Origin of the sequence: Xanthobacter cornucopiae (genome assembly GCF_043195065.2) — a bacterium.
Lineage (GTDB): Bacteria > Pseudomonadota > Alphaproteobacteria > Rhizobiales > Xanthobacteraceae > Xanthobacter.
The window spans coordinates 4208906-4223582 of record NZ_CM195531.1; the positions used below are offsets into that span (position 1 = coordinate 4208906).

The window sequence follows — 14677 nt, forward strand, 5'->3', positions numbered from 1 at the left end:
TCCGGCCGCCATGCTCTGGTTTGTTGTCCTGATGCGATTCCGGGACGCGAAGCCCGGTCCCGCTTCCGCTGGAACCGCGCTACAGGCGACGCAGGCTTACTTCCGCCACCTCATGGTCGCCGGCCTTGCGCAGGATCAGGTCGGCCCGCTGCCGGGTGGGCAGGATGTTGTCCGTGAGGTTCGGCAGGTTGATGGTGCGCCAGATGGACAGCGCCCGCTCGCGCGCGCCCTCGTCCGTCAGCTTCGAATAGCGGTGGAAGTAGGACATGGGATCGAGGAAGGCGGTGGAGCGCAGCCGCATGAAGCGGGACACGTACCAGTCCTCCAGAATTTCTTCCTCGGCATCGATATAGATGGAGAAGTCGAAGAAATCGGAGACGAACGGGATGGCCTTGCCGTCCTTGGGCGGACGGGTGGTCTGCAGCACGTTCAGCCCCTCGACGATGAGGATGTCGGGGCGCTCGACCTCCACCACCTGGTCCGGCATCACGTCATAGAAGAAGTGCGAATAGAGCGGTGCCCGAACCTGGCGGCGTCCGGCCTTGATGTCGGTGAGGAACCGCAGCAGCAGCGGCAGGTCGTAGCTTTCGGGAAAGCCTTTCTTCTCCATCAGCCCTTCGCGCTTCAACACCGCATTGGGGTAGAGGAAGCCGTCGGTGGTCACAAGGTCCACCTTGGGGGTGTTGGGCCAGCGCGCCAACAGCGCCTGCAGCACGCGGGCGGTGGTGGACTTGCCCACCGCCACGGAGCCGGCGATGCCGATGATGTAGGGCATCTTGCCCTCGCCCTCGCGCTCGGTGTCCTTCTGGTCGAGGAAGTAGCTCATGGCGCGGAATAATTTCTGCGTCGCCGCGACATAGAGCGAGAGCAGCCGCGACAGCGGAAGATAGATCTCCTCCACCTCGCGGATGGAGAGGTGGGCGTTGAGGCCTTCCAGGCGCGCGATCTCGTCGCGGCGCAGGGTCATGGGCGTGTCGCGCCGCAGCGCCGCCCATTCATCGCGCGAGAAGGTGCGATAGGGTGAGAGGCCGGCGTCGACACGGCGGTCCATCGTGATGCCCCCCGCGTGCGCGTCAGCTCTTGGATCGGCTGGCTTTTTCCGTGAGCCCGGATTGCCCGGTGCGGCGGGCGAGCTCGGCCTGGACCTCGCGCAGCGACACGTCGCGCGCCCGCAGCACCACCAGGAGATGGTACAGCAGGTCGGAGGCCTCGGCGATCACGTCCTCGCGCCCGCCGGACACGGCCGCGATCACGGTCTCCACGCCCTCTTCGCCCAGCTTCTGGGCGCACTTGGCGACGCCCTTCTCCAGCAGCGTGCGGGTATAGGAGGTCCCGTCCGGGGCGCCGGCCCGGGCCGCGATGATGGCCTCCAGGTCTGCCAGGGTGAAGGTGTCGCCGGTGATCGGATCGCTGATCGTGTCACTCATTGGGGCACCCGGTTGTTCCCCGCCGCAGGCGCGGTCGGGTGGGGAGAGGGGAGCGAAGGGGCCGCGCCGCCACACGGCGCGGGGACGGGCCACGGGCGGCGCGGCGCTCAGACATCCAGGCGCACCGGCAGGCCGGCGGCGGCCAGGTGCTCCTTGGCCTGGCGGATGGTGAAGGTGCCGAAATGGAAGATGGAGGCGGCCAGCACCGCCGAGGCGCCGCCCTCGCGGATGCCGTCCACCAGATGGTCCAGGGTGCCCACGCCGCCGGAGGCGATCACCGGCACATGCACCGCGTCGGAGATGGCGCGGGTGAGGGCGCAGTCGAAGCCGATGCCGGTGCCGTCGCGATCCATGGAGGTGAGCAGCAGCTCGCCGGCTCCCAGGTCCACCACCTCGCGGGCATACTGGATGGCGTCGATGCCGGTGGGCTTGCGCCCGCCATGGGTGAAGATTTCCCAGCGGTCGGCCTCGCCGGGCCTGCTCACCTTCTTGGCGTCGATGGCCACGACGATGCATTGCTCGCCGAACTTCTCGGCCGCCTCGCCCACGAAGGCGCGGCGGTTGACGGCGGCGGTGTTGATGGAAACCTTGTCGGCGCCGGCGTGCAGCAGGGTGCGCACGTCGTCCACGGTGCGCACGCCGCCGCCTACGGTGAGCGGCATGAAGCACTGCTCGGCGGTGCGCTGGACCACATCGAGGATGGTGCCGCGGTTCTCGTGGCTGGCGGTGATGTCGAGGAAGGTCAGCTCGTCGGCGCCGGCGGCGTCATAGGCGCGCGCCGATTCCACCGGGTCGCCGGCGTCGCGCAGGTCCACGAACTGGACACCCTTGACCACGCGGCCGTCCTTGACGTCGAGACAGGGGATGACGCGAACTTTCAGCATGGCACACCTACCGTCCGGCCACCAGGGCCAGCGCCTCGCGCGCATCGAGCCGGCCGTCATAGAGGGCGCGCCCCGTGATGGCGCCTTCGAGCCGCGCCGCCCGAGGCTCCAGGAGCGCTTCGATGTCCGTGAGCGCGGCGAGCCCGCCGGAGGCGATGACGGGAATGGACACCGCCTCGGCGAGGGCGATGGTGGCCTCCAGGTTCAGGCCCTTGAGCAGCCCGTCGCGGGCGATGTCGGTGTAGATGATGGCGGTGACGCCGGCGTCCTCGAACCTTTTGGCGATGTCCACCGCCGGCAGGTCCGAGGTCTCGGCCCAGCCCTCCACCGCCACATGGCCGTCGCGGGCGTCGAGGCCCACGGCGACGCGGCCGGGATGGGCCCGGGCGGCAGCCTTCACGAACTCGGGGTCGCGCACCGCGGCGGTGCCGAGGATGACGCGGGTGACCCCCTTGCCCAGCCACGCGTCCACGGTGGCCATGTCGCGGATGCCGCCGCCGAGCTGCACCGGCACGGACACGGTTTCCAGAATCCGCTCCACGGCGGCGGCGTTCACCGGCTTGCCGGCGAAGGCGCCGTTGAGGTCCACCAGATGGAGATAGCGGAAGCCGAGGGTCTCGAACTCCCCGGCCTGGGCAGCGGGGTCGTGGTTGAACACGGTGGCGCGCGCCATGTCGCCCTGTTCAAGGCGAACGGCGAGGCCGTCTTTCAGATCGATGGCCGGAAAAAGGATCACGGGTGCCACTTCAGGAAATTCGCGAGCAGCGCCAGGCCCAGGGTCTGGCTCTTCTCGGGGTGGAACTGGGTGCCGGCCACATTGTCGCGCGCAACCATGGCGGTGATGGTTCCGCCATAATCGGTGGTGGCGACAAGGTCTATCCCGTCGGCCGGCTTGAGGTGATAGGAGTGCACGAAATAGGCGTTGAGACCGCCCTCGCCGGTGCGGATGCCGGCCAGCAGCGGGTGTTCGCGCGCCGGGTTCAGGGTGTTCCAGCCCATGTGCGGGATCTTCAGGTGCGGATCGGCGGGGGCGATGCGGTCCACCTCGCCCTTGATCCAGCCGAGGCCGGCAGTCACCTTGTGCTCCAGCCCGCGCTCGGCGAGCAGCTGGGCGCCGACGCAGATGCCGAGGAAGGGCCGGCCCTTCGCCTGCACCACTTCGGTCATCGCTTCCACCATGCCGGGCACGGCGTCGAGGCCGGCGCGGCAGTCGGCGAAGGCGCCGACGCCGGGCAGCACGATGCGGTCGGCGGCGCGCACCACCTCGGGGTCGCTGGTGACGATGACGCTCTCGCCGCCCACGCTCTGGGCGGCCCGCTCCATGGCCTTGGCGGCCGAGTGCAGGTTGCCGGAATTGTAATCGATGATGGCGACGGTCATGGGTCTCAATGTCCCGGAAAGGCGCCGATGACGGACGGCCCCGCCGCCGGTCCGCCGGTCCGCGCGGCCGGGCGGGGGGTGAGGGCCTCCGCCGGCGCCGGACGGCGCGGCGTCCAGGCCGCGAAGAAGCGCTGTTCGGCGGTGTCCCGCTTCGGTGCGATCACGACGCCTTCCTCCACATAGCCGCGGTGGACGAGCTGGTGCGCGCGCAGCGCCGGCAGCTCGAAGGCGATCAGCAGGTTGAAGCCGGCCAGCACCACCTGGACGCTCACTTCCGGCGCGCCCGCCGCCGACAGGGCGAAGCCGAGCAGCACCGATACCGCCAGATAGGCGAGGAAGGCAAGCCACAGTCGATGGTAGAGCAGGACCAGCGGCGCAAACAGCAGGGCGAGCCAGGAGAAGGACTCGCGCACGAACACCACGCGCCCCTCCGCCGCCGCCGCCGTATCCTGCGGGCGGGTGCGGGAGAAGACCGTAAAGGTCGCCATGCTGTGCTCCCGTCCGTTGCTCAGTTGCCGAGGGCGCCCTTGGTGGAGGGGATCTCCCCCCGGGCCGCCGGGTCGATGGCCACCGCCGCCCGCAGCACGCGGGCGAGGCCCTTGAAACAGCTCTCGGAGATATGGTGCGCGTTCACGCCGTAGAGGGTTTCCACATGCAGGGTGACGCCGGCGTTCATGGCGAACGCCTGGAAGAACTCGCGCACCAGCTCGGTGTCGAAGGCGCCGATCTTGGCGGCCGGGAAGGTGGTGCGGAACACCAGGAACGGCCGGCCCGAGATGTCGATGGCGACGCGGGTCAGGGTCTCGTCCATGGGCATCAGGCAGTCGGCGTAGCGGGTGATGCCGCGCAGGTCGCCCAGCGCTGCCTTGACCGCCTGGCCGAGCACGATGCCCACGTCCTCGGTGGTGTGGTGGAAATCGATGTGGAGATCGCCCACCGCCTTGATGGTGAGGTCGAAGCGGGCATGACGCGCGATCGCATCCAGCATATGGTCCAGGAACCCGATGCCGGTGGAGATGTCGGATTTTCCCGTGCCGTCGAGATCGACGGTGAGGGAGATCTTCGTCTCCTTGGTTTCGCGAACGATGTCTGCCTTGCGCATGAACGCCTCTGGACCACCTTCAGGAAGGCCGTTGGAACCCCTCCAAGGCAGCGCCTTCTAGCAGCATCCCTGCCGCATGGCCATATGGCGATGCGACGACGGGTTGTGAAGGGCGGGCTTTGAGCCAACGGGAGCCGAGATGCCGACCACGGTGAATGACTCAATCGTCCTGGATTACGAGGTGAGCGGCGAAGGCCCGCCGGTGCTGCTCATTTCCGGCCTGTCGGCCCAGCGTCCGTTCTGGGGGCTGGCGCGGCCGCTGCTCACGGGCTTCACGCTGGTCGAGTTCGACAATCGCGACATCGGCCGGAGCGGCCAGGCCTCCGGCCCCTATACGGTGGCGGACATGGCCCGCGATGCGCTCGCGGTGCTCGACGCGGCGGGGGTCGGCCGCGCTCACGTGGTGGGCCATTCCATGGGCGGGGCCATTGCCCAGGAACTGGCCATCGCGGCGCCGGGGCGGGTGGATCGGCTGGTGCTGGCCAACACCTATGCCCGGCAGAATCTCTATACCCGGGAGATCATGCGCCTGTTCGCCGACCTGCGCGCCCGGCTCGATGACGAGCTGGTGTTCGGGGCGGCGCTCACCAGCTTCGTGCTGGGCGAGCACACGCTGAAGCATCAGGCGCTCTACGGCATCGTCCAGGCTTCCCTCGACGCCGGCCTCGACCAGCCGAAGGCGGGCTTCCTGCGCCAGCTCGACGCCTGCGCCAAGGCCGACACGCTGGACCGCCTCCACGCCATCACGGCGCCCACCCTGGTGCTCTACAGCGACGACGACCGCCTGTTCTCGCCCGCCATGGCGCGGGAGATCGCCTCGGGCATCCCGGCCGGGTCCGATCTGGACGAGATCGTGGACAGCGGCCATTGCCCCATGGTGGAGCAGCCGGCCGCGTTCGCCGAGGTGGTGCGGCGCTTCCTCGGCGCCGCCGGGCGGTGAGGTCGCCTGGGCCCGACGCTGGCGCATTGCGTCGGCGCGGGAACGGCCTAAGTAAGCCCGTGGGCGAAGCCCACCCCAAGGAAGTCACGCGCCGTCCCCGAACCCCAGCCCGGCGGGCGGGCCGGGGCGGGGCCGAGCGGAGCGCTTGATGCATTCTTCCCCCGATACCATCTACGGCACCACCATCGTCTCCATCCGCAAGGGCGGCCGGGTCGCCATCGCCGGCGACGGCCAGGTGACGCTCGGCAATACGGTGCTGAAATCCAACGCCCGCAAGGTGCGGCGCCTGGGCCGCGGCGACGTGATCGGCGGCTTTGCCGGGGCCACCGCCGACGCCTTCACTTTGTTCGAGCGCCTGGAAGCCAAGCTGGAGCAGTACCCGGGCCAGCTGCAGCGCGCCGCCGTGGAACTGGCCAAGGACTGGCGCACCGACCGCTATCTGCGCCGCCTGGAAGCCATGATGATCGTGGCCGACGCCGCGGTAACCCTGGTGCTCACCGGCACCGGCGACGTGCTGGAGCCGGAGGCCGGCGTGGCGGGCATCGGCTCCGGCGGCTCCTATGCGCTGGCGGCGGCCCGCGCCCTGCTCGACCGCGAGGACGACCCGGAGGTGATCGCCCGGCGGGCGCTGGAGATCGCCGCCGACATCTGCATCTACACCAACCGCAACATCGTCATCGAGACCATTGGATGAGAAGCGTCGAGCAGACGCTCGCGCTTGCCCGCGCCCAAGGCGTCATCACGCCGGGGCAGATGGATGCGCTGTGGGCGATCGCGGCCGAGCCAGCGGAGGGCGCCAACCCGGCGCCCGCGCCGGGCGCGCCGCAGGACGACGAAAGGCTGCGCCTGATCACCGGCTTCGCCGACATCTTCGTCACCATCGGCCTCGGCATGTTCCTCGGAGCGCTGAGCTATTTTGCCGGCGAACTGGGGCTCGCCGGCCGGGGCGCGGCCGTGGCTGTCGCGGCGTGGCTGCTGGCGGAATTCTTCACGCGCCGCCAACGCATGGCGCTCCCCAGCATCGTGCTGTTCGTGGTCTATGCGGCGGCGGTCTTCGCAACGGTTGACGGGGCAGTCGGCGGGACGGCCAGCGGGGTCCGCACCCCGTCCGCCCCGATGCCTGAACACGATCTTTTCGCTTTCGCCATCGCCGGCCTTGTTACCTTTCCAGCAGCGGGTCTGCACTACTGGCGCTTTCGCGTGCCCATCACGCCGGCGGCCGGGGCGGCCGCGCTGATTCCGGTGGTGCTCGGCTTTGCCGAGGTTCTGGGGCCGGACGCCGCCTCCGCCATGCGGCCAGCGCTGCTGGCGGGCTGCGGTGTGGCCATCTTTGCGCTGGCCATGGCGTTCGATCTGTCCGATCCGCGCCGGCAGACGCGCCGCACCGACATCGCCTTCTGGCTGCACATGCTGGCGGCGCCGCTGATCGTCCATTCGTTGCTCGGCCGATTCACCGGGGGCGGGAACCCTGGCACCGATATCGCTGCCGAGCCGATTCTGGCCGTCTTCTTCGCCTTGGGCGTCGTCGCGGTGCTGGTCGACCGCCGGGCGCTGTTGGTGTCCGGCCTCGCCTACGCCGGCTTCGCATTCGGCGCGCTGGCGCGCGGAGCCGGCCTCAGCGACTCCCTGCCCCTGACCGTGCTGGCCCTGGGCGCCTTCGTGCTGCTGCTCAGCGCCGCCTGGCACCCGCTGCGCCGCTCCATCTTCATCCTGCTGCCGCGCCGGTTCGCCGCGCTGCTGCCCAACCCGAGCATCACGTTACCGCCATGAGCGACTTTTCCCCCCGCGAGATCGTCTCCGAGCTCGACCGCCACATCGTCGGCCAGGCCAATGCCAAGCGCGCGGTGGCTATTGCCCTGCGCAACCGCTGGCGCCGGCTGAAGCTGGACGACAAGCTGCGCGAGGAGGTTCTGCCCAAGAACATCCTGATGATCGGCCCCACCGGCGTGGGCAAGACCGAGATTTCCCGCCGCCTCGCCAAGCTGGCGGGCGCCCCCTTCCTGAAGGTGGAGGCCACCAAGTTCACCGAGGTGGGCTATGTGGGCCGCGACGTGGAGCAGATCGTCCGCGACCTGGTGGAGGTGGGCATCGGCATCGTGCGCGAGGCCAAGCGCAAGGATGTGCAGGCCAAGGCGCACCTGGCCGCCGAAGGCCGGGTGCTCGACGCCCTGGTGGGCGCCAACGCCTCCGCCGCCACCCGCGATGCCTTTCGCAAGCGCCTGCGGGCCGGTGAGCTGGACGACAAGGAAGTAGAGATCGAGGTCCAGGCGGGCGGCGGTGGCATGCCCATGTTCGACCTGCCCGGCATGCCCGGCGCGCAGATGGGCGCCGTCTCGCTCGGCGACATGCTGGGCAAGGCCTTCGGCGGCCGTGCCAAGCCCCGTCGGGTGACGGTGAAGGAGGCGCACCCGCTGCTGGTCACCGAGGAGGCGGACAAGCTCATCGACCAGGACGCCACCGTCCAGGACGCCATCCATGCGGTGGAGAACAACGGCATCGTGTTCCTCGACGAGATCGACAAGATCGCCGGCCGCGAGGGCCGCTCCGGCGCCGATGTCTCGCGCGAGGGCGTGCAGCGCGACCTGCTGCCGCTGATCGAGGGCACCACGGTATCCACCAAGCATGGGCCGGTGAAGACCGACCACATCCTGTTCATCGCTTCCGGCGCGTTCCATGTGTCGAAGCCCTCCGACCTGCTGCCGGAGCTGCAGGGGCGCCTGCCCATCCGGGTCGAGCTGGAGGCGCTCACCCGCGCCGATTTCGTGCGCATCCTCACCGAGACCGAGGCCAGCCTGGTGAAGCAGTCGGTGGCGCTGATGGCGACCGAGGGCGTCGCCTTGTCGATCACCCCGGACGCGGTGGAGGCCATCGCCGACGCGGCGGTGGAGGTGAACTCCAATGTGGAGAACATCGGCGCCCGCCGGCTCCAGACGGTCATCGAGCGGGTGCTCGACGACCTGTCCTTCTCCGCGCCCGACCGATCCGGCGAGGAGGTGGTGATCGACGCCACCTATGTGCGCGAGCGCGTCGCCGACCTGGCGAAGAACGCCGACCTCAGCCGCTTCATCCTCTGACGCCGTGGGCCGGCCGGCGGGGCGGGCGCCTCAGCCGGCCTCGCCGGCGGCCATGGTGGCGGCGATGGCCGGAATCACATGGGCGCGCATCAGTCGCCCGTAGAACAGGGCGAAATGGCCCGCCTGGGGCACCACCACGTGGGCGCGCCGGGCGTCCGGCAGGTGGCCGCACAGCGCGTGGGCGGCCTCGGTCTGGGTGGGGGCGGAGATGTCGTCCTCCTGTCCCTCGACGGTCAGGAGCGCGGTTTGCCGCAGCCGCCCCAGGTCCACCCGGTGGCCGGCGATGGCGAGGGCCCCCCGCGCTAGGGCATTGGCGCGGAAGATGGTGGCGACATTCTCCATGAAGAACTCGCCGGGCACGTCCATCAGGGTCCAGCACAGTCGGGCCAGCGGGAAGCGGAACGGATCGTCGCCCTCGTCGAACGCAAGCTGCAGCGGCAGGCGACCGCCGGTCATGCTCTGGCGCCAGAGGTAGAGGGCGAAGGTGTCGGTCTGCCGCCAGGCGGGGAACACCCGCCGCCCCGCCCCGGGGTAGCGTTCGGCCACCGGCTCGATGATCTGCCGCTCCAGGGCGTCCAGCGCCCGGTCCTGGAGCATGCGCCAGAGCCGGGTGGGGTTGCGGGAAGGGTCGATGGGGCCGCCGATGAGGCTGACGCTGGCCGGCGCGGCGCCGGCGTCCGCCAGCAGCGCCGTCGCCGTGAGGGCTGGCACCGTGCCCTGGCACACCCCCACCACATGGGTGGAGCCTCCGGCCGCGCCGAGGGCGCGAATCATCTGCGCGGCCTCGATGCAATTGTCGGCGAGGCCGAATGGGCCGGTCTCGACCGGCACGTAGCGGGCGTCGGGCCAGTCGGTGATGGCGACCTCGTCGGCGATGGACAGGAGCCCCACCACCAGGTCGCGCATCAGGAACGGGAAGCCGCCCGCCAGGGGCGCCACCACCAGCACGCGGCGGGCCGCGGGCGCGGTCGCCGCGTCGCCGCGGCGGAAGCGGCGCAGCCGGCCGAAGGGCAGGTGACCGGCGATGGCCTCCTCCACCGCCACCTCGCCATCCGCCAGACGGATACGGTCGATGCCGAAGGGACGAAAGGCCTCGTCGCCGATGCGCCGGTCGGCGGGCGGGGCGCCGGGGGTGAGAACACGATGGTCGTCGAGCCACATGATCCCACTCCTACGGCAGCTCGCGCGATGGTAGCAAGCGACACGCCGTAGCCGCGAGGTGGCATGACGTCATGGCGGACCGCGCCGGGCGTGGGCCGCCGGGGCTCAGCGCCGCAGCTGGTCCAGCAGGGCGACGTCGGGATAGCCGTCCGGCAGCAGGCCGCGGCGGACCTGGAAGTCCTGGATGGCGTTCTTGGTCTTCTGGCCGAGAATGCCGTCCACATTGCCGATGTCGTAGCCCATCTGGCTGAGCCGGCCCTGGATCTCCAGGCGCTCCGCCTTCGACAGGCCGCGCTCTTCCTTGGGCCAGGGCTGGGCGAAGGCGCCGCCGCCGCGCAGCTGGTCGGCGAGGTGGCCGATGGCGAGGGCATAGGCGTCGGCCGGATTGTATTTCAGGATGGCGTTGAAATTGCCCATCATCAGGAAGGCCGGGCCGTTGGCCCCCGCCGGCAGCAGCAGGTAGGCCTGGTCGGTGGCGCGCGCGAAGCCCTTGCCGCCGGGCCGGGTGACGCCGAGGCTCGCCCACTGGCCGAGGGACTGCTTGAAGGTGCGGTTGGCGTAGCGGTAGTCGAACCCCTGCGGCAGCACCACCTCGTAGCCCCAGGGCTTGCCGAACTCCCAGCCGTCCAGCTTCAGGTTGTTGGCGGTGGAGGCGATGATGTCGGGGATGGAATCCACCACGTTGCGCTTGCCGTCGCGGTCGAAGTCCACGGCGAAGCGCTGGAACGAGGTGGGCATGAACTGGGTGGGCCCGAACGCGCCTGCCCACGACCCCTTCAGGTGGTCATAGGGCACGTCGTCCTTTTCCAGGATCTGCAGGGTGGCGATAAACTCCTCGCGGAAATAGTCCTGCCGCCGGCCGATGCAGGCCAGGGTCGCGGTGGACACCAGCACGTTGCGGTTGCCGATGCCCTTGGGGTCGCCATAGGTGGATTCGATGCCCCAGATGGCCGCCACCGCATAGCGGTCGACGCCATAGGCCTTCTCCACCTGGTCGAAGATGGGCTTGTAGCGCGCCAGGATCTCGCGGCCTTTCTTCACCCGCCAGTCGCTGACCAGCATGGTCACATAGGCGCCGATGGGCTTGGAGAACTCCGGCTGGCTGTCCAGGAAGTCCATGATCTTCATGTCGGGCTCGAGCGTCGCGGTGTAGCGCTCGAAGGTGCGGCGGGACACGCCCTTGGCCTGGGCCTGGGGCCACATGGCGGCGATGCAATTGCCGAAATTGGCCTGGGCGGCGGCGATCGCCTGCGGCGACATCTCCGGGTGGCCGCCGCCGGCGGCCGGCTGCTGCGGCGCGCCGAAGCCGGGGAACCCGCTGAAGATGGAGCCGGTGGTCTGGGCCTGGGCCACCGCCGGCGTAATGAGCGAGATCGCCGCGAGAGCCAGAACGGCGCCGAAGGCCCCCTTGGCGCGGGTGCCCTTGGAAGTCGTGGAAGCCATCTCGTTTACCCTCGTCCCGTCATTGCGCCGCCGGGCGGCGGCTCTGGCCATGTGGAGCGCCTCTAGTGGGCGGCCGGTCTGGTTGCCTCGCGGTTAACATGGAGCTTGAATTTGCGCCTTTTGGAGGGCATTCGCCGCTCCGGCGCGCGGTCGCGCCGGCGGCCCGGTGCGGCGGGCGGCCGGCGCGACCGCGCTTTTTCGGTGCCGTTAGGCAAACATCAACCATGACGCGCCAGATTTCGGCCCGCATTCCGAACGATAGGTGCGCAGCACTCACGTGCCCGGGGGCATGAGCCACCGGCAGGTCCAAGGCGGATTTCACTCGATGCGTAAGCCCATTCGCAAGGCCATCCTGCCCGTCGCGGGCCTCGGCACCCGATTCCTCCCGGCCACCAAGGCGGTGCCGAAGGAAATGCTGACCGTGGTGGACCGCCCGGTCGTCCAGCATGTGGTGGACGAGGCGCGCGCCGCCGGCATCGAGCACATCGTCTTCGTGACCGGCCGCAACAAGGCGGTGATCGAGGATCATTTCGACCGCCAGTTCGAGCTGGAGCGCACCTTGCAGGAGCGCGGCAAGACCCGCGAGCTGGAGCAGCTCGATCGCGACACGCCGAAAGCCGGCACCACCTCCTTCACCCGCCAGCAGCTTCCCCTGGGCCTCGGCCACGCGGTGTGGTGCGCGCGCGACATCATCGGCGACGAGCCGTTCGCGCTGCTGCTGCCCGACATGCTGCACATGGCCAAGAACGGCAAGGGGTGCCTCGCCTCCATGGTGGAGGCCTATGACGAGACCGGCGGCAACGTGGTCTCCGTCTACGAGGTGCCGGACGACCAGACCCACCAATACGGCATCGTCGGCACCGGCGCCTCGCACGGCAAGGCCCACGCCATCACCCAGATGGTGGAGAAGCCCAAGGCCGGCACCGCGCCCAGCAACCTCGCCATCTCCGGCCGCTACATCCTCCAGCCCGGCATCTTCGACCTGCTGGCGCGGCAGGAGCGCGGCGCCGGCGACGAGATCCAGCTCACCGATTCCATGCTGAAGCTGAAGGAAAGCGAGCCGTTCTACGCGGTCACCTTCGACGGCGCCATCTACGACTGCGGCTCCAAGATCGGCTTCCTCATGGCCAACGTGGCCTATGCCCTGTCGCGGCCCGACATCTCCGGCGACTTCCGGCTGGCACTCGACCACATGCTCGAGCGCAACTGAGCGTTCGCGGATCGCGACGGAGGGGGCGCGGGCGTCACCTTTCCGTCGCCTTCCTGCGTCAGTTCTGCCGCCAACATCGGTGCCGTCACGCGATCGAGTGAGGATGGAGCGAAAATGAGGGTGCTTTCCGCTTTGTCGGCCGCCCTGGCCGCCTTCCTGCTGCTCGCGCCACGCCCGGCGGCGGCCCATCCCCATGTCTGGGTCACCATGAAGGCCGAGCTGGTCTATGGCCCCGACGGGGCCCTGACGGGGGTCCGCAATGCCTGGACCTTCGACGAGGCCTTCACCGCCTTCGCGCTGCAGGGCCTGGACAAGCAGAAGGACGGCACCTACGGCGACGACATCCTGAAGCCGCTGGCTCAGGTGAACGTGGATTCGCTGAAGGAATACGACTACTTCGTCACCGCCAAGTCGGCCACGGCGAAGCTCGCCTTCGGCGAACCCACTGATTATTACCTCACCTTCGCCGACGACGCGCTGACGCTGCATTTCACGCTGCCGCTGAAGAAGCCGCAGCCGGCCAAGGGCCAGGTGGCGGTGGACATCTACGACCCCACCTATTTCATTGCCTTCAGCTTTGCGGAGGCGGATCCGGTGGCGCTCAAGGGCGCGCCCGCCGGCTGCACCCTGGACGTGACGGCGCCGCAGCAGTCGCGCAACGTGCAGCTTGGGGAAAGCTTCTTCTCCAATCTCACCGCCTCCAGCACCTATGGCGCCCAGTTCGCCGACAAGATCACGGTGAAATGCCCGTGACGCCGGGCGCGCGGCTGGTCTCCGCCGGGTCGCGCTGGCCGGGGTCGCGCCCGGCCCGCGGCGGCTGGCTTTCCCTCGCCCGCTGGGTGGCGCCGGCGCGGTGGCTGGCCGGCGCGCTGCTGGTTCTCCTCAGCCTCGCGGCCTTCGCCCTGCTGCTGGCGCTGCTGGTCTATCCCGATCTCGCCTTCGCCCAGGCGCTCGGGCAAGTGGCGGCGCCGGCGGCGCCCGCCGGCGCGAAGCCGACGCCGTTCGGGCTCGGCGGCGGCGGCCCGGCGCCGTCGGGCATCGGCGGCTTCATCATCGCCAAGCAGGCGGAATTCTATCGCGCCCTGGTGCAGGCGGTGCGCGCGGCCAAGGCCGATGGCCAGGCCGGTGTCCTGCTCGCCGGCCTGTCGTTCGCCTATGGCGTGTTCCACGCCGCCGGCCCGGGCCATGGCAAGGCGGTGATCTCCTCCTATCTGCTGGCGGACGGCGGCACGCTGCGGCGCGGGGCGCTGCTGGCGCTGGCGGCGGGCCTGGTGCAGGCGCTCGCCGCCATTGCCTTCGTCGGCCTCCTGGCGGTGCTGCTGGGGGCTACCGCCGTCGCCATGGCGCGGGCCATGACGGTGGTGGAGATCGCGGCTTATGGCGGCATTGCCGTGTTCGGCTTCTATCTCGCGGTGACCAAGGGGCTGGCCCTCGCTCGCACCGTGCGCGGCGGGCATGTGCACGGGTCTCATGTGCACGGCGCCGACTGCGGCTGCGGCGATGCCCATGCGCCGGACCCCATGCTGCTGGCGGACGGCGGCTGGCGCCGGGCGACGGTGGCGGTGGTCTCGGCCGGGGCGCGGCCCTGCTCGGGCGCCATCCTGGTGCTCACCTTCGCCCTGTCCCAGGGGGTGTTCCTGAGCGGCGTCATGGCCGTCTTCGCCATGGGGCTCGGCACCGCTTTGACCGTGACCGGCATCGCCGCTCTTGCGGTCTATGGCAAGCGCCTCGCGGTGCGGATCGCGGGGCGCGACGGGCGCGCCGCCGTGGTGGCGCGCGGCGCGGTGGAGGTGGGCGCCGCCGTGCTGGTGATGCTGTTCGGCCTGGCTCTGCTCACCGGCTATCTGGACAGCGAACGCCTGCTACCGGGCTGATCCGGCGTGTTGCGATGCGGCAGAGCTGGCCTGCGAATGTGCCGCGCCGCCGTGGGTTTCATGCCGCGTTGCACCAAAATGCGTCGCGCCCGTTTTGTGGGCAATTTCGTTGCGCCTTGACTTGGAACAACGAAATTGCGGGGTGCGACACTCCGTGTCAGCCTAAGGTCGAACGGCTGAAG

The 14677-nt window shown here is 69.8% G+C and carries 16 protein-coding genes; 7 read left to right on the plus strand and 9 right to left on the minus strand.

What is annotated here, in order from left to right:
- Nucleotides 1–79: 79 nt before the first annotated feature.
- From coaA to hisB, 7 genes are all read right to left on the minus strand, one after another.
- Nucleotides 80–1051 carry a type I pantothenate kinase gene (coaA, locus tag V5F53_RS18530; protein ID WP_393998504.1) on the minus strand — a complete coding sequence of 324 codons (972 nt, stop codon included), beginning with the start codon at nt 1049–1051 and terminating at the stop codon, nt 80–82.
- Between the two features lie 22 nt (nt 1052–1073).
- On the minus strand, nt 1074–1427 hold the full coding sequence (locus V5F53_RS18535; protein ID WP_393998505.1) for a phosphoribosyl-ATP diphosphatase: 354 nt from the start codon (nt 1425–1427) through the stop codon (nt 1074–1076).
- A 107-nt stretch (nt 1428–1534) separates the two neighbouring features.
- Nucleotides 1535–2311, minus strand: coding sequence for an imidazole glycerol phosphate synthase subunit HisF (hisF, locus tag V5F53_RS18540; protein WP_393998506.1), 777 nt, complete (start codon nt 2309–2311; stop codon nt 1535–1537).
- 7 nt (nt 2312–2318) lie between these two features.
- On the minus strand, nt 2319–3056 hold the full coding sequence (gene hisA / locus V5F53_RS18545) for a 1-(5-phosphoribosyl)-5-[(5-phosphoribosylamino)methylideneamino]imidazole-4-carboxamide isomerase (RefSeq protein ID WP_393998507.1): 738 nt from the start codon (nt 3054–3056) through the stop codon (nt 2319–2321).
- Nucleotides 3044–3691 (minus strand): imidazole glycerol phosphate synthase subunit HisH, encoded by a 648-nt coding sequence (gene hisH / locus V5F53_RS18550; RefSeq protein WP_393998508.1) that lies wholly within the window; start codon nt 3689–3691, stop codon nt 3044–3046. The genes hisA and hisH overlap by 13 nt, the downstream gene beginning before the upstream one ends.
- A gap of 5 nt (nt 3692–3696) precedes the next feature.
- Nucleotides 3697–4179, minus strand: a complete 483-nt coding sequence (locus V5F53_RS18555; protein WP_393998509.1) for a DUF2628 domain-containing protein — start codon at nt 4177–4179, stop codon at nt 3697–3699.
- A gap of 20 nt (nt 4180–4199) precedes the next feature.
- Complete coding sequence (hisB, locus tag V5F53_RS18560) at nt 4200–4793, minus strand: imidazoleglycerol-phosphate dehydratase HisB (protein WP_393998510.1); 594 nt, start codon at nt 4791–4793, stop codon at nt 4200–4202.
- A 139-nt stretch (nt 4794–4932) separates the two neighbouring features.
- Here hisB and V5F53_RS18565 point away from each other — a divergent pair, with 139 nt between their 5' ends.
- The 4 genes from V5F53_RS18565 (at nt 4933) to hslU (ending at nt 8807) form a co-directional block, all read left to right on the plus strand.
- Nucleotides 4933–5733, plus strand: coding sequence for an alpha/beta fold hydrolase (locus V5F53_RS18565; protein WP_393998511.1), 801 nt, complete (start codon nt 4933–4935; stop codon nt 5731–5733).
- Nucleotides 5734–5881: 148 nt separating this feature from the next.
- Nucleotides 5882–6427: an ATP-dependent protease subunit HslV gene (gene hslV / locus V5F53_RS18570; protein WP_393998512.1), complete on the plus strand. Its 546-nt coding sequence runs from the start codon at nt 5882–5884 to the stop codon at nt 6425–6427.
- Complete coding sequence (locus V5F53_RS18575; protein ID WP_393998513.1) at nt 6424–7503, plus strand: hypothetical protein; 1080 nt, start codon at nt 6424–6426, stop codon at nt 7501–7503. Before hslV ends, V5F53_RS18575 begins: the two co-directional genes overlap by 4 nt.
- Nucleotides 7500–8807, plus strand: a complete 1308-nt coding sequence (gene hslU, locus V5F53_RS18580) for an ATP-dependent protease ATPase subunit HslU (protein WP_393998514.1) — start codon at nt 7500–7502, stop codon at nt 8805–8807. Before V5F53_RS18575 ends, hslU begins: the two co-directional genes overlap by 4 nt.
- Before the next feature lie 30 nt (nt 8808–8837).
- Here the strand turns inward: hslU and V5F53_RS18585 are convergent, their stop codons facing one another.
- Together V5F53_RS18585 and V5F53_RS18590 are read right to left on the minus strand one after the other, a co-directional pair.
- Nucleotides 8838–9968 carry a hypothetical protein gene (locus tag V5F53_RS18585; RefSeq protein ID WP_393998515.1) on the minus strand — a complete coding sequence of 377 codons (1131 nt, stop codon included), beginning with the start codon at nt 9966–9968 and terminating at the stop codon, nt 8838–8840.
- A 105-nt stretch (nt 9969–10073) separates the two neighbouring features.
- Nucleotides 10074–11411 (minus strand): lytic murein transglycosylase, encoded by a 1338-nt coding sequence (locus V5F53_RS18590; protein ID WP_393998516.1) that lies wholly within the window; start codon nt 11409–11411, stop codon nt 10074–10076.
- Nucleotides 11412–11736: 325 nt separating this feature from the next.
- Here V5F53_RS18590 and galU point away from each other — a divergent pair, with 325 nt between their 5' ends.
- The 3 genes from galU (at nt 11737) to V5F53_RS18605 (ending at nt 14495) form a co-directional block, all read left to right on the plus strand.
- Nucleotides 11737–12621, plus strand: a complete 885-nt coding sequence (gene galU / locus V5F53_RS18595; RefSeq protein WP_393998517.1) for a UTP--glucose-1-phosphate uridylyltransferase GalU — start codon at nt 11737–11739, stop codon at nt 12619–12621.
- A 114-nt stretch (nt 12622–12735) separates the two neighbouring features.
- Nucleotides 12736–13374 carry a DUF1007 family protein gene (locus tag V5F53_RS18600; RefSeq protein WP_393998518.1) on the plus strand — a complete coding sequence of 213 codons (639 nt, stop codon included), beginning with the start codon at nt 12736–12738 and terminating at the stop codon, nt 13372–13374.
- On the plus strand, nt 13365–14495 hold the full coding sequence (locus tag V5F53_RS18605; protein ID WP_393998519.1) for a nickel/cobalt transporter: 1131 nt from the start codon (nt 13365–13367) through the stop codon (nt 14493–14495). The genes V5F53_RS18600 and V5F53_RS18605 overlap by 10 nt, the downstream gene beginning before the upstream one ends.
- Nucleotides 14496–14677 lie beyond the last annotated feature (182 nt).

Excerpts from the sequence above, each read along its gene's own strand:
- V5F53_RS18605 (WP_393998519.1), top strand. The coding sequence starts at position 13,365 with ATGCCCGTGACGCCGGGCGCGCGGCTGGTCTCCGCCGGGTCGCGCTGG.
- V5F53_RS18585 (WP_393998515.1), bottom strand. The coding sequence starts at position 9,968 with ATGTGGCTCGACGACCATCGTGTTCTCACCCCCGGCGCCCCGCCCGCC.
- coaA (WP_393998504.1), bottom strand. The coding sequence starts at position 1,051 with ATGGACCGCCGTGTCGACGCCGGCCTCTCACCCTATCGCACCTTCTCG.
- V5F53_RS18535 (WP_393998505.1), bottom strand. The coding sequence starts at position 1,427 with ATGAGTGACACGATCAGCGATCCGATCACCGGCGACACCTTCACCCTG.
- hisB (WP_393998510.1), bottom strand. The coding sequence starts at position 4,793 with ATGCGCAAGGCAGACATCGTTCGCGAAACCAAGGAGACGAAGATCTCC.
- V5F53_RS18600 (WP_393998518.1), top strand. The coding sequence starts at position 12,736 with ATGAGGGTGCTTTCCGCTTTGTCGGCCGCCCTGGCCGCCTTCCTGCTG.
- hisH (WP_393998508.1), bottom strand. The coding sequence starts at position 3,691 with ATGACCGTCGCCATCATCGATTACAATTCCGGCAACCTGCACTCGGCC.
- hslU (WP_393998514.1), top strand. The coding sequence starts at position 7,500 with ATGAGCGACTTTTCCCCCCGCGAGATCGTCTCCGAGCTCGACCGCCAC.
- V5F53_RS18575 (WP_393998513.1), top strand. The coding sequence starts at position 6,424 with ATGAGAAGCGTCGAGCAGACGCTCGCGCTTGCCCGCGCCCAAGGCGTC.
- galU (WP_393998517.1), top strand. The coding sequence starts at position 11,737 with ATGCGTAAGCCCATTCGCAAGGCCATCCTGCCCGTCGCGGGCCTCGGC.
- V5F53_RS18555 (WP_393998509.1), bottom strand. The coding sequence starts at position 4,179 with ATGGCGACCTTTACGGTCTTCTCCCGCACCCGCCCGCAGGATACGGCG.
- hisF (WP_393998506.1), bottom strand. The coding sequence starts at position 2,311 with ATGCTGAAAGTTCGCGTCATCCCCTGTCTCGACGTCAAGGACGGCCGC.
- V5F53_RS18590 (WP_393998516.1), bottom strand. The coding sequence starts at position 11,411 with ATGGCTTCCACGACTTCCAAGGGCACCCGCGCCAAGGGGGCCTTCGGC.
- V5F53_RS18565 (WP_393998511.1), top strand. The coding sequence starts at position 4,933 with ATGCCGACCACGGTGAATGACTCAATCGTCCTGGATTACGAGGTGAGC.
- hslV (WP_393998512.1), top strand. The coding sequence starts at position 5,882 with ATGCATTCTTCCCCCGATACCATCTACGGCACCACCATCGTCTCCATC.